Raw genomic sequence first — 14,001 nt, 5'->3', positions numbered from 1 at the left:
GGTAGCTATTATATCAAAATAACTAGGTTACTAAAAGTAACCAAAGTTACATAATTTTATTTGATGAATCCATATTCCAATTGTTAAAGTAAACCTGATGGCCATTACCAATAAAGACCGAAAGCAAATTGCCGCTGTATTTTCCGGAACCTGCAGCCGCAAAAAGCTATGTCCTGTAAAAGACTTCATGGCCAGCTTTAGCGATAAATGGTCTATCTATACAATTCTCCTGCTAGGTCAGCATCAAAAGATGCGATTCAATGAGTTAAGAACAGCTATCAACGGCATTTCACAGCGGATGTTAACTGTCACACTACGCGCTCTCCAGGAAAATGGCATTGTGGCCCGTTTGCTTTACCCGGAAATACCACCCAGAGTGGAATACAGTTTAACCGGTCTTGGCGAAGGTTTGTTAAAACAGCTGCTGCAAATAGCAAAATGGACTGAAGAAAACTTTGAAACAATGCTAAAAGCCAGAAAGAAATACGAGAAAACCCTGTAAAACAATGAACCCCTCTGGATGGAGGGGCTCATTATAAGGCGTTTAGTGACAAAGCAGTTTTCATTTTCATTGGATATTGAACGCCTCGTTTTTCATTGATAGGATTTGGATTTTTCACAAGACGCACGGATCAAAAACGGGTTTTTCAATAGGAATCAAAACATTTAGTTTTGGTTTTCAATCGGATAACCGGAATATTTTAATGATTTCTTTAAATGTTTGATGACACAAAGCTATGATCAAAAAACCGGCAAATACAGCCTGTTTCGATGAAAGGGATAAAGCAGAGGTTAAAGTCCAGAAAATAATAGCCCACAAGTATGTGCAAAAACACCGAAATTATAAACTGAGAAATACAACTTCAAAAGAATAAATCATCACACGAGAGGAAACTTGGACTGCGTTTTTTTGTTAAAACATTTAACAGTAGAATACCTCCCAAAAAACTTATAAAAAAAGGGCAAAAGGTAAAAACCTTGCCCCGTTCTTTAAATCCGTACCCTATGAAAACTGGAATAAAGATATGGCAATATGGTTTGATAATCAATTGTATAAACACGCTTCATTAACATTCAGTTTTTACGTATTTCTATCGTAAAAACCCCAATAGATTGATATCTTCCGACCGGATATATAGTTAGCCTCAAATGATGACTCGAATTTTAATTGATCTGGATAAATTCAGGGCGCCTGATAAACTTTTGATTATAATCGAATCGCACCTTTGTTTCAAACTGAAAATTTAATCCTTCACCATAAAAGTTCTTTTTAGGAAAATACCAGGCTCTGAAATCCATTGTTCCAAAAACTAAACTTTCATTACGAAAGCGAACGCCTCCCCCAATAGCAGGATAAAGTTCCACTTTTGTAGAGTGCTCATTGGTATATCTGAATAAAGAAACATCTCCAAAAACAAGTGGAGCCAACTTGAAATACAATATCGACCATGGGCTATAGAAAACTGATTCACCACTGATATTGGCTCTCAAATCACCACCAACCGGGTTATTATTGGCGTCCAATGTTCCATATAACTTTACAGGGAAAACTGGTTCATTCAACAAACCATTATACTGCTTTACAATTTCTGCCCTTAAAAACATACGTTGTTTCCATCTGCTATTGATGTTATTTAAATGGTTAATGAACTCAACCCGGCCTAATAGAGTGGCATCTTCCAATTGGTGTTTATGATAATAACTTTCTGCCTGGAACGTAAAATCAAAATACTGTTCAGCTCTTGTAAAGAAAAATCGTTGAAGATCTATTGCCATATATGGCCGCTTCCTTATATCCTTTGATATCCACCCAAATGTTAGTGATGCATTCACGCCCTCTGGCACATCCTCAGGTCTCCCAAACGCATACAGATATTGTACCTTATAAAAGTTTTGTTTGAATATGAATGCGCCACCTAAAATAGCTGTCATGTTCGGATATAGATAGTAATATTGATGGCTGTATTGCAAGGGCTTTTCAGTAAAATTTTGATGTAAAAAACGCATACTCAATGCTGTGCGCAATCGATCGTCCTCATTCTTTCCTGCAATATGTCCTGCACTGGTATTTAAAGCAGCCCACGCATCAATTGAATTAGCTTTATACTTAAGATAATTTGTATAGAAAGAGTCGGAAGCATACATATTTTGTGATGCACGCAATCTGGCTTCCAGGCCATAAGTCCATCGCAAGTATGGATGAACCATCGGTTTAATAAACGTAATATAACCCATACGCTCTTCTGCCCTTCTGCTGCTGATGGCCTTTTCAAAATTTAAATAGCCTGCTGCTCCATCGATAAACGATCCACCAATATTTCTCTTGATATACTCAAACCCATTTCCTACATGTTTGAATCGACTCTGATCATATAGCATCTGTAATTGAAAACGATCACCTAGCCCACGTAAATTATCTTCTCTTACTGTAATAGAAACACTCTGATAATTGTGCATATGAAAACTCCCCCCTATAGAAATTACATCCTTTGTAAGCACCAATATATCTACTGAATCCATACTGCCTTCTACAGGCTGCACGATTATTCTGGCATCCTGTATATAAGGAAGAGCACGCAGATATGCTTCATTATCGCCAAAAAGAAAAGGTGAGAGTTTGTCGTTTTGTCGAAAAAAGAGGTTATTCGAAATTACTTTTTCCCGGGTATTCCAATGTATATAATTGGCTAAACGTGTGAGCTTATTATTTAAAACCTTACTCGTATCGCCGATGGATATACCAAATTCCAGCGACTTTATGATAATACCCCGTATTGTGCGGCCACGGTACTGCTGGAATGCCCAATCGTTACTTTGAAGACCTTTTTGAACATCTGTTTTATTGGTTAATAAATTTTGGGCTAACTGACCTACAACGCCTTTTTGATTTTTCAGAAAGCTATCTAGTTTTGAACCTTGAAGGGTATCTTTTTGGGCATACAAAAATTGCTGATGGTCGATTAAAAAAACCAACATTAAAGCTGAATACCAAAGTAGTTTCCTGCACATTTTAGGGTGTGAGGAGTTTATTAATCAATCACAAAAGTGATACCATGGCTTACTTTGAATGATGCCATGACGATGTTAAAGTTGCACCGACCTCAGTTCCAATTCGTGAATCATCCGCCTGGCTTTGTTTTCGTCACAGCGCATCATGGCCAGCAGACTTATAATTCCAGCAGACTTATAATTAGGGAGTCAATCTGATTGGTTCCATTAATAGACTGCGTTTCAACCGACATACACAGGCAAGTCAACAGCAATCCGGTAAGAAAGAATGGTTGATAGTATTTTTTTGAAATGCATAAAAAAAGGGCCCAGATAGAAATCTAGCCCCGTTTAAATCCAATATCCTATGAAAAACCAGTGTGAAAATAGAAAATATTTTTTATATCAGACAATTATCGCATAATTTATTTTTGCACTATTGATTCAAAAAAAAGGGCCTTAGAGTAGAAACTCTTGGCCCGTTTTAATCCGTACCCTATGAAAACTGATGCAAAGTTAATGACTTACTGCAAAAACCTCCTCACAAATAAGTGTAAATACCTAAAACTTTAACATCAATTATTAAATCCAATATTAATATAACTGTTGAGCTAAACCAGGCCTGAAAAAAAATCCCCTTCCGGAGAAGGGGACTATAAAGGGTAGGAAATGCTTAAAATTAAGTTTTCAATACATTAGTTTTCATCTGTACCGACTAACCAAGGGTTTTTCAACGGTTAATCTTTTCACTATATCTTCCGGATAAAAAACGGGCTTTTTTCCTCACTAAAAACTAAATGATTAGACTGCAAAGCTCATGTTTTTTATGTTAAGGCTTTGTTGTAAAGGTAAATCCACAAATAAAACGTTACAAATTTGATGAACAACTTTGCAGCTACCTTAAAAAATCCCGCAAAGTAGTGGCATTATAAACGGCATTACCGCCTCCATCATTGTTGAAGTAAACAAAAATTTCCTTTCCCTGGCCTTCCCATTCCCGTATGCGATTGGCCCACCAATGCAAATCTGCATCTGAATAATATCCTCCATACAAATACTGCTGGTCCGGACCATGCATTCGCACATAAACAAAAGGAGCCGTTGCCCTTAACACACATGGCAGCTGTGCCCCACTCATGATGCAGTAAGCTACCCCATATTGTTCTAACAAATTAAAGACGGATTCATGGTGCCAGCTGGAATGACGAAATTCTATGGACATCCTGATCCAGGCTGGCACTTGCTGTAAAAAATAACGCAGTCGTTCATAATCATAAACAAAATTTGGAGACAGCTGTACCAACAATACCGCTCTTTTATCCCCCAGTTCATGCCAGCATGCCTTGATCCGCTCTATCCACCGCTCAGGAGCATACAGGCATTTACCATGAGTTAATAGCCGCGGCGCTTTTACACTCAATAAAAAACCAGGTGGCAGTCTACGCTGCCAGCTTTTGAAAGCCCCATTCCTGGGCCATCGATAAAAACTACTATTGAGCTCTACAGTTTGAAATCGCTGCACATAATAACTCAACCGGTCCCAAAGAGCAATGCCATGTGGGTACAGTACCCCATGCCAATGGTCATAACTCCATCCCGATGTGCCAATGTGAATACTCATAACATAACGTATTCTGTTGCAGCTATTAAAATACAATTAAAAAAGAAAAGCCTTAAGCTGAGATAGCTTAAGGCTTTTCTTTCTTGAACAGGATTCTTATTTGTTAACCACTGCCGGCTCAGAATCTTTATATTGCTTCCTCAACTCCTCCAATTTCTTTTGCATCATCGTCTTTACTTTACTGTACGACGGATCATTATAAACATTATTCATTTCACCTTTATCCTTTTGAAGGTCATATAGCTCCCACTCATTGTTTTCATAAAAGTAAATCAGCTTATACCTGTCTGTACGCACACCAATATGTTTGGCCACTTTATGTTCCTGGTTTTCATAAAAGTGATAATATAAAGCATCGTGTACATTGCCCTTCTGCTTTCCTTTTAATAGCGGTACAAAACTCTTACCCTGCATATCAGCAGGAATAGGCAGTCCGGCCATATCCAGGATAGTTTCTGCAAAATCCAGGTTCTGCACCATGCTGGAAGTAGTTACTTTCTTATTGGTTACACCCGGCCATTTGACTATGAGCGGAGTGCGGAAAGATTCTTCATACATAAAACGCTTATCAAACCACCCATGCTCGCCCAGGTAAAAACCCTGGTCAGAGGTATAAATAATGATGGTATTTTGATCCAATCCATTGGCTTTTAAATAATCCATCAACCTACCCACGTTGTCATCCACACTTTGCACGCAACGCAGGTAGTCTTTCATATAGCGCTGGTATTTCCATATAGCCAGATCCTTGCCACTGAGGTTAGCCTTATTGAAGGCTTCGATAGAAGGCCCATAAGCAGCTTCCCATTTCTTCTTTTCTTCAGGCGTCAAACGGTTATAGATACCTTGCCAGCCGGCAGCAAGCCCTGTCTGTTTATCCTTTGGTAAATCAAATGCCAGTTTGAGGTCGTAAGCATAATGCATGTCCGTGGCTATTTCCATTTCCTGTGCCTGTGCCGCTTTTGTTCTTGTTTGGTAACCATCAAAATAATTAGCAGGAACGGGAAACTCAGTGCTATCGAACAAGTGGTAGTATTTTTCCTCTGGCATCCAATTGCGGTGTGGCGCCTTCTGCTGGTAGATGAGGAAAAAGGGTTTGTCCTTATCCCTTTTGTCAAGCCAATTAATGGCAAAATCAGTTGTAAGATTAGTGATATAACCTGGCACCCTTTTCTTCACCCCATTTTCAATGAAATCGGGATTGTAATATTCACCCTGCCCCGGTACAATATTCCAGTAATCAAATCCTTGAGGTTCGGAAATCAAATGCCATTTACCGATGACAGCTGTAGTATAGCCACCGTCGTGCAACAATTTAGCAACAGTCTGCTGATTGCCATCAAAAGTGCTGTGGTTGTCTTTAAAACCATTGATATGACTATGCTTGCCGGTGAGCATCACTGCACGGCTTGGGCCGCATATGGAATTAGTAACAAATGCCCTGTTGAATAAAACACCTTGGTCAGCCAGTTTATCAATATTAGGAGTTTGGTTCAAACCATAACCATAAGCGCTGATAGCCTGGTAGGCGTGATCATCACTCATGATGTAAATAATATTGGGCTTCTTCCCCTTTTCCTGTGCCACGGCTTGCTGCACAACAACCATATTTATTAATATGATCGCAACCGCCATGAATAGATTCCGAAATTGATTCCTCATTTTGTATGCTGTATTATATGTTTTTTCTTCAAACGTCAGCTGATATATTGTATTGTTAGAAGGTTACTTTTGCAGCAGGCCGCACTTCGGTTCCGGTTTTTTTGGTCAGATCATCTCCTAATTCATTTCTGTATCGATCTGCGATTTCAGTAAGCTGTGTTACAATGTCCGGAAATTTCTCTTTCACATCCAGTGTTTCTCCTGGATCTGTGCGCAAATCATACAAGGCAAGCTTTACCGAATCACTTGCATACTTGCCCGGCCAACCATCCACTCCAATGGCAGAAGTTCTTTTATAGGTTTGAGATATGTTGGGGAATACCAATTTCCACTGGCCTTTTCTAATACCCTTTAAACTATTGCGGTCGTAATAATAAACAAATTCATCCCGTGGATTTGCATTGGGTACGCCGCTAAGCAGGGGCCATACATTTACCCCATCAATTTTTTTAACAGGCATTTTCGCATTACATACAGTCATAATGGTAGGCAGCAAATCCATACTTGCCACCATGTTATTACAAATATTGCCTGCAGCAATCTTACCCGGCCAGCTTATGATACAGGGCACTTTAACACCTCCATCCCACGCACTGCCTTTTCCTTCTCGCAAGCCCCCGGTATTGCCTGCATGATTACCATAAGTAAGCCAGGGACCATTATCGCTGGTAAAAATGACGAGCGTATTTTTCGTAAGGCCGTTTGCATCCAGGGTTTTCATAATCTGGCCTACAGACCAGTCAATTTCTTCCATAACATCCCCAAATAATCCGGCACCACTTTTTCCTTTGAATTTTGCAGAAACAGCCAGGGGCACATGAGGCATTGGATGAGCCAGGTATAAAAAGAAAGGATTGTTTTTATTCTTTTTAATAAAACTGATAGCCCTTTCCGTGTACATGGTCGTAAGCTTTGAAGCATCTTCCAGGGTAGTAATCGCTTTTCCTTTCTCATTCCCTTCGATCAATCTAAGAGTTGGCCATTTGCCCCGTACGCTAGTAGTGTCTAATGGCGTACCATCATAATTTACTGGCCAGTAATCATGCGAATAAGGTAATCCGAGAAATTCATCAAACCCATAATTGAGTGGAAGAAATGGTACTTTTTGCCCCAGGTGCCATTTACCCACCATTCCTGTTTTATAACCACGATCCTTGAGCAGCTTGGCTATGGTTTCTTCATCCGGATTTAAGGCAATTTTATTGTCGGGACTGAATGCACCGGAAACGCCAATCCTGTTCGGGTAACATCCTGTTAGAATAGCGGACCTTGATGCGCTGCAGGTAGCCTGGGCTACATAAAAATTGGTAAAGCGCATGCCACTCGACGCCAGCTTATTAATTTCCGGAGTATGATACGGAAAACCACCATAACACTCCAGATCACCATAACCCATATCGTCCATTAAAATCAGGATAACATTAGGGGGCCTTTGTGGCTGCGGCGGATTAACAGGTCCAGGCTCTTTTGCACCAGCTGACAAAAAGCAGCAGGCAAGTATAACCGCGCCCAGTATAAAAGAAGCTATACGTTTCATTTTAATTTTTTCTTTGTATACCCAATGATGTTTACTAAAAAAAATTTCTATCCTCCTTCGGCGGCATTATTCTCCTGCAGACGCTTTGTAAACACCAACTTCAGATAACTGAGGCTGATGATTTATTTTTGCTTGCAAAATAGTAAGCCGGACTTTTGAACTTTTTATGGTATTAAAACGAAGTAATCGCTTATAACCAATAGTCGAAAATGTTTTAAGAACTTGCCATTTGCTACCATCCCAATATTCACACAATCCTTGTTTGATACTTTGTCCATTCTCAATATTTTCCTGCATTAATAAGCGATCAAATATTTGTTCCTTTCCCAGGTTAATAACCAAAGGTTCATTTACTTTTAGTGCAATGCAAGTACTTATTTTTTTGTCGGTAAGTTCTTTTTTAGTTCTGCTTTTAACTAAATTATGTGCAAAGGTTTCATTGAGAATATTGCGCAAGCTATCAATAGCACGAATGTCTGTTTCCTCAAAAAGGCCATCTTTATTCGGTGGTATATTCAGCAAGAGCAAACTGTTTCTACCTACAGATTGATAATACAGGTTTACAAGATTTTTTGCAGAACGTACCTGGTTATTCTCCTTTTCATGCCAAAACCAGCCTGGTCGAATGCTCACATCGGTCTCTGCAGGAATCCATTTTTTTCCATGCTCATCACCCTTATTTAAATAACTGGGATTTACATTTCCGGGCATCATGCCATCTGTATTAATCGTTGACCAGCAGGTATCACCGGCATTTCCATTTTCATTGCCTACCCACCTGGCATCGGGACCAACTCCTGAAAAAATGATCGCTTTGGGTTGCATTTCACGCACCATTTTCCAGTAACCATCAAAATCATAGACCATATCTTTTTCATTTTTCCCTTTGGCACCATCAAACCAAACTTCAGCCACTTCACCATAATTGGTTAATAACTCTTTCAACTGCTTTTTATAAAACTCATTATAGGCAGGTGTTCCATAACTCTTCTCATGCCTGTCCCAGGGCGAAAGATAAAAGCCAAATGCAACGCCAAATTCCTTACAGGCATCTGCCACTTCTTTTACAACATCACCTTTCCCATTTTTCCAGGGACTGTTTTTTACGGAGTGATCTGTTGTATTTGTAGGCCACAAACAAAATCCATCATGATGCTTTGCTGTGATAATGGCTATTTTAAACCCGGCATCCTTCAATGCTTTCACCCATTGTCTTGCATCAAATTTTACGGGATTAAATATCTGCGGACTTTCCGTACCGTCCCCCCATTCTTTACCAGTAAATGTATTGATTGAAAAATGCAAAAAGGCTGTAGTTTCGTTTTCTTGCCAGTTCAATTGCAAAGGTGTTGGTTTGAGAAATCCTTCCTGTGCCTGAACAGATTGAAAATACATCAATCCAGCTATGGTGAGCATGAAAATATAAAATCGCATCAAAGTATTTCTTACTTAAAAGACATAATAGTTTTTACTCTGCATGAAACAGTTCTCCCATTTCCGTCCAGATTTGTTTTCTTGACATAGCTTCTGGTAAAGGCAATTGACAGGGATCTGTTTCCTTCCACCACCGTTGTGTTGTGGTATCTGCCGCCATCTTTTTCATATCGGCATCAAAGTCTTTTCCTGTATATTCAAAATAGGAAAACAGGTAATATTTGTCTGCTATTTTCTGCAAATAGATGGAATAGTTTTCAATATTACATTCCTTGATTTTAGCCACAACAGCAGGCCATGGCTTGGCATGCAATTCTTTATAGTAGCCTAACTTCTCTGGCTTGATCCCCGTAACCATGCCATATCGAACCATCTGTTTTTTCTCAATGGCTGTTGAAGCTAATTTGTCATTTCCTTTATTATCAACCTTTTGTTTGCACGCTGTAAATACAACACATGCTATCAGAAATATGAAAAGTTTCTTTGCCATTATTTTAAAATCATTGTATGAAATAGTAAACAATTTCCACTTACCTCTATATTACCGGAATACCCAGTACATACAGATCATAATTACAATCAACAATACGGACAGGAATTTGTAATTACCAATTCCGCCCCAGGCCTTACCCCTTAAAGGTTCCAATGGTGATTTCCAATAAAGCACTGCACTTTGCTTGGTATGCTCAACTGGGAAAATATAGGATAACACTACCTGCATGAAAACACAGGTACAACACAGATAGAATGCCATCATCATAAATGGAATGCTGCTGATAGCGGCTTCTGGCATCAGCTTGTTCACTGCAAACACGATTGCGCCAAGTAAAGAACCGAACCACAATGTATACTGTGCTGATTTTGCTGAAGCCTTTTTCCAGAATATGCCTAGCACAAACACCGTGGTTATTGGCGGCGCTATATGAGCGATAATATCATTAATCCCCTGAAACAAACTCTCATATTGATTGAGCAAGGGCAATAATGCAATGGAGGCAACCAGGGCAATGGCCGCTGAAATTCGGCCTACTTTAACCAACTTCAAATCACTGGCATAGGGTTGAAAGCGCTGATATAAATCATAGCTTGCCAGCGTAGCAATTGAATTCAACGCGCCTGAGATCTGGCTCATTAATCCTGATAACAAAGCAGCCGCAAGCACACCAACCAATCCTGTGGGCACTAACTGGGTAATCATTAACGTGTAAATCCCCTTTGTTTCAGTTATTGTTTTCCCAGTAGCATCAATATGCTGAATACTGCTGACATCAAACAACCCTCTTTGTGCTAATACAAAAGCCATTAGACCAGGCAAAACGAAAATAAATACAGGCAAAAGCTTAATCAGTCCACAGAACAAGGCCCCTACTCTCCCATGATTGACATCCTTTGCACCTAATACACGTTGCACAATGGTTTGATCAGCACACCAGTACCAGATACCCAATACAGGATACCCCAAAAAAACAGCATACCAGGGCATGCCGCTGGCATCGCCAGCAGGTCGAAGCATGGATAGCTTATCTAAACTATTGGTATCCTGCAGCGTTTGTGTAATGGAACTCCACCCCCCTGTTTTTTGAAAGCAAATGACGGTGATAATAATAGCACCAGCCAGCAATACAACAGTTTGTATCGACTCGGTAATAACGACTGCACGCAACCCTCCAATGATGGTATAAATACCGGTAAGTAGTGCAATAACAATCACACTAACATACATATTGACGCCAAACAATGTTTTCAGTACGATACCACCTGCTAAAAATGAAAAGGCAATATGAATGATAACGGCTGATAAAATGGAAATAACCGCCAGCCAATCCCGGCATGCCCTGTTATATCTCCTTTCCAGGAAATCGGGAAGAGTAGTTACGTTTGATTTCAAATAAAAAGGAACAAAAAACAATGCCAACAGTATCAATGTAAATGCTGCCATCCATTCGAAGTTGCCATTCAACAAACCTGTATCAAATCCCGACTGGGCAAGACTAACCAGGTGCAGACATGAAATATTGGTAGCAAACAATGCCAACCCGATCATCGGCCATTTCAATGTCTTACCTGCCAAAAAATAATCATTGGAAGCAGTTCCTGCTTTCACTTCCTTTTTTTTAAAGCCAGCCCATAATCCTACGGTTACAATACCGAGAATATAGAATACACTAATGATAATATCAATATTTCCAATCATGGTGAGTAGCATTTTAATTTTTCAAATCACAACTGCTGCCAGGCACTTCAGGAGTTTGATAGACACCGTTTACAATTTGCGCCGGATGAATAAAATGCTTTTGTAAATGCGGTATATGTTCCAAAAACAACGCTTCATGTCCCATAGAAATATGATTGAACAATACCAGGTGCTGATGTAATTGGCCCATATCTCCTACATGTGGCACTACGGGCACTCCGTATTTCTTACAGAGCAGGCTAACCGTGATAAACTCACTCACACCACCTAAACGCACAGCATCTGCCTGCATAAAGCCTGCACAACCGGTTTGCAAATAATTCTTGAAAATGATGCGGTTGGGAACATGTTCGCCTAGTGCTATTTTCGTGGGCGCAATGGCATCGGCCAATGTCTTATGTGCCAGCACATCATCCGGATGCGTGGGTTCTTCTATCCAGTAAGGCTGCATCGACTGCAGTTCCTTGCAGATGCTTAAAGCCTGGGGCAGGGTCCATTGCTGGTTAGCATCGAGCATCACTTTACAGTGATCACCAGCTTCTTCACGTACAATATGCGCTCTCCTGATATCTCTTTTTGGATCGGTTGATCCTACTTTTAATTTCATGGCAGTAAAGCCGGCAGCAATTGCTTTCTTGCAATTTGCTCTTACCATCTCATCATCATAATTAAACCAGCCCACCGATGTATCATAGCCGGGATAACCTTTTAATACAATATCATTTCGTTCCTGCTTGCCGGTCAGCCCATCCTGCATTAATTGAAGCGCCTGTTCCCTTGTCAAAACATCTTCCAGGTATGAAAGATCCAGTGTATTGATGATTTGCTCCGGCGAAAGATCAATCAATAACTTCCAGAGCGGTAACCCTCTTTTTTTAGCCCACAAATCATAACAGGCATTAGTTACAGACGCAAGTGCCAGGTGTACCACGCCTTTATGTGGCCCCAGCCACCTGAACTGCTGTTGATTTGAAAACTGGTTGAATACGTGGCCAAAGTTGGCCATGAGTTCTTCAATATCTTTTCCTTTTAATTGTTCGGCATAGAAAGCAGCAGCTTTGCATACCAGGTCATTCCCTTCACCCAATGTAAAGGCGAAGCCAGTGCCGGTAATACCGCTATCATCTGCAAGTTCTGTCACCGCATAAGAATAGATCGGGTCACGATGGATGGCATCACTACCTGCCCCTCCATTCAGTTGAAATCTCCGGTCTCTTATTTGAAAATTCTGTATCATTATTTACTTGAATTATTAATTAAAGGAACGTTCTCAACATTTTGATCCATTTCCAATACAAGCACAGAGCAATTGTGATCAGGCATATTTCCATTCCAGGATAGAACAATATGCTGACTGCTTTGCTGAAAATCAACCGTAGCACCATTCAGAAAGAAGGCCTTTTTAACCGTGCACCCTGGCACATTTACCAATTGCAACTGATTTTTATTGGAAGCAAACAAATGCAGGTATATTTTATTTCCTTTCCGGGTAGAAGCTTTCAAACTATCAGGGAAAAAAGGTCCACCCAAAGTCCCATAAACGGCTTCTCCATTTTTTTGAAGCCAGTTGCCGATTTCCTGTAAACGATTTATTTGACGTTGTTCAATGCGACCATCAGGCATTGGACTGATATTAAGCAACAGGTTTCCATTGCCACCAGAAGTACCAGCAAGGGTTTGAAGACATTGTTGCAACGTCTTCAATTCATCGTTGGGTTTCCATGACCACTGTTTACTAATGGTTATACAGGATTCCCATGGATATTCCATATTCATCTTGCCCACCACCTGTTCAGGAGTAGCATAATCACCCACCGATGCATCAGTTATTGTTTTGTGGTCTCCTTTGCCCAAACGGTTGTTGACAATCACGGAAGTATCCAAACTTTTTATGAAAGCATACATATCCGCGCCCATTTCCTTTGTCCAAGGTGATTCCCAATTGCCGTCAAACCAAAGCATATAAGGATGGTAATTGGTGATTAATTCTTTCAACTGGTTTTTCATATACAGTGTAAACCGTTCCATATTGCCATTTGCATCTGGCTGCTTTGTTCCATTGTTATGCAAAGGATAATCGGTACTGTACCAATCGAGCACAGTATAGTAAATACAGAATTTAACACCATATTTTTTGCAGGCTTTTGCAAGCAAGCCTACTACGTCTTTCCTGAACGGAGTATTGCTGATATTATAAGGGGTAAATGCGGAAGGCCATAAACAAAACCCATCATGATGCTTGGCTGTGATGGTCAAATATTTCATGCCGGCTGTCTTTGCTGTTTTAACCCAACTTTCTGCATCAAACAAAACAGGGTTGAACTCCTTGTACAAACTATCATAGTCATTTTGCGCCACCTGGTGGTTTCTTGACCATCCGATTTCAGTACCACGCAATGTAACCGGCCCCCAGTGTATGAACATGCCAAAACGCATGTCCATGAAATTGTCAAGAACCTGTTTTCCGGTTTTCACACCGGCAGGCTTTGCTGTCTGGGCCTGTAACAGGAAAAAAGAAAAGTGGAAAGCAACTGTTAGTAAAAAAAATCTTCTCATAATAAATGA

10 protein-coding genes are annotated in these 14,001 nt (G+C 40.2%); 1 reads left to right on the top strand and 9 read right to left on the bottom strand.

Annotation, left to right across the window (positions count from 1 at the left end; all coding sequences use genetic code 11):
- Positions 1-97 precede the first annotated feature (97 nt).
- On the top strand, positions 98-502 hold the full coding sequence (locus OCK74_RS06905; protein ID WP_279296285.1) for a winged helix-turn-helix transcriptional regulator: 405 nt from the start codon (positions 98-100) through the stop codon (positions 500-502).
- A gap of 662 nt (positions 503-1,164) precedes the next feature.
- Here OCK74_RS06905 and OCK74_RS06900 read toward each other — a convergent pair.
- The 9 genes from OCK74_RS06900 to OCK74_RS06860 form a co-directional block, all read right to left on the bottom strand.
- A complete protein-coding gene (locus tag OCK74_RS06900; protein WP_279296284.1) occupies positions 1,165-3,009 on the bottom strand; it encodes a hypothetical protein in 1,845 nt (614 codons plus the stop codon).
- Positions 3,010-3,883: 874 nt separating this feature from the next.
- Positions 3,884-4,609, bottom strand: coding sequence for a DUF72 domain-containing protein (locus OCK74_RS06895; protein ID WP_279296283.1), 726 nt, complete (start codon positions 4,607-4,609; stop codon positions 3,884-3,886).
- Positions 4,610-4,705: 96 nt separating this feature from the next.
- A complete protein-coding gene (locus OCK74_RS06890; protein WP_279296282.1) occupies positions 4,706-6,271 on the bottom strand; it encodes a sulfatase family protein in 1,566 nt (521 codons plus the stop codon).
- A 55-nt stretch (positions 6,272-6,326) separates the two neighbouring features.
- A complete protein-coding gene (locus OCK74_RS06885) occupies positions 6,327-7,808 on the bottom strand; it encodes a sulfatase family protein (protein WP_279296281.1) in 1,482 nt (493 codons plus the stop codon).
- Positions 7,809-7,874: 66 nt separating this feature from the next.
- Positions 7,875-9,242 (bottom strand): alpha-L-fucosidase, encoded by a 1,368-nt coding sequence (locus OCK74_RS06880; RefSeq protein ID WP_279296280.1) that lies wholly within the window; start codon positions 9,240-9,242, stop codon positions 7,875-7,877.
- Positions 9,243-9,276: 34 nt separating this feature from the next.
- Positions 9,277-9,732, bottom strand: coding sequence for an L-rhamnose mutarotase (locus OCK74_RS06875; RefSeq protein ID WP_279296279.1), 456 nt, complete (start codon positions 9,730-9,732; stop codon positions 9,277-9,279).
- A 51-nt stretch (positions 9,733-9,783) separates the two neighbouring features.
- Positions 9,784-11,436: a sodium:solute symporter gene (locus tag OCK74_RS06870; RefSeq protein ID WP_279296278.1), complete on the bottom strand. Its 1,653-nt coding sequence runs from the start codon at positions 11,434-11,436 to the stop codon at positions 9,784-9,786.
- Positions 11,437-11,449: 13 nt separating this feature from the next.
- Positions 11,450-12,673 carry an enolase C-terminal domain-like protein gene (locus tag OCK74_RS06865; protein WP_279296277.1) on the bottom strand — a complete coding sequence of 408 codons (1,224 nt, stop codon included), beginning with the start codon at positions 12,671-12,673 and terminating at the stop codon, positions 11,450-11,452.
- Positions 12,673-13,992 (bottom strand): alpha-L-fucosidase, encoded by a 1,320-nt coding sequence (locus OCK74_RS06860; RefSeq protein ID WP_279296276.1) that lies wholly within the window; start codon positions 13,990-13,992, stop codon positions 12,673-12,675. Before OCK74_RS06860 ends, OCK74_RS06865 begins: the two co-directional genes overlap by 1 nt.
- Positions 13,993-14,001: the final 9 nt, after the last annotated feature.

It is taken from the genome of Paraflavisolibacter caeni, from assembly GCF_025628885.1.
In the GTDB taxonomy this organism is placed as follows: domain Bacteria; phylum Bacteroidota; class Bacteroidia; order Chitinophagales; family Chitinophagaceae; genus Flavisolibacter; species Flavisolibacter caeni.
Note: the sequence above shows the minus strand (reverse complement) of the source record. Positions and strands in the feature narration are given on the sequence as shown.

Bases quoted from the DNA above. Each gene is read 5' to 3' on its own strand.
- OCK74_RS06865 (WP_279296277.1), bottom strand. From the start codon at position 12,673: ATGATACAGAATTTTCAAATAAGAGACCGGAGATTTCAACTGAATGGA.
- OCK74_RS06885 (WP_279296281.1), bottom strand. From the start codon at position 7,808: ATGAAACGTATAGCTTCTTTTATACTGGGCGCGGTTATACTTGCCTGC.
- OCK74_RS06860 (WP_279296276.1), bottom strand. From the start codon at position 13,992: ATGAGAAGATTTTTTTTACTAACAGTTGCTTTCCACTTTTCTTTTTTC.
- OCK74_RS06890 (WP_279296282.1), bottom strand. From the start codon at position 6,271: ATGAGGAATCAATTTCGGAATCTATTCATGGCGGTTGCGATCATATTA.
- OCK74_RS06870 (WP_279296278.1), bottom strand. From the start codon at position 11,436: ATGATTGGAAATATTGATATTATCATTAGTGTATTCTATATTCTCGGT.
- OCK74_RS06905 (WP_279296285.1), top strand. From the start codon at position 98: ATGGCCATTACCAATAAAGACCGAAAGCAAATTGCCGCTGTATTTTCC.
- OCK74_RS06900 (WP_279296284.1), bottom strand. From the start codon at position 3,009: ATGTGCAGGAAACTACTTTGGTATTCAGCTTTAATGTTGGTTTTTTTA.
- OCK74_RS06875 (WP_279296279.1), bottom strand. From the start codon at position 9,732: ATGGCAAAGAAACTTTTCATATTTCTGATAGCATGTGTTGTATTTACA.
- OCK74_RS06880 (WP_279296280.1), bottom strand. From the start codon at position 9,242: ATGCGATTTTATATTTTCATGCTCACCATAGCTGGATTGATGTATTTT.
- OCK74_RS06895 (WP_279296283.1), bottom strand. From the start codon at position 4,609: ATGAGTATTCACATTGGCACATCGGGATGGAGTTATGACCATTGGCAT.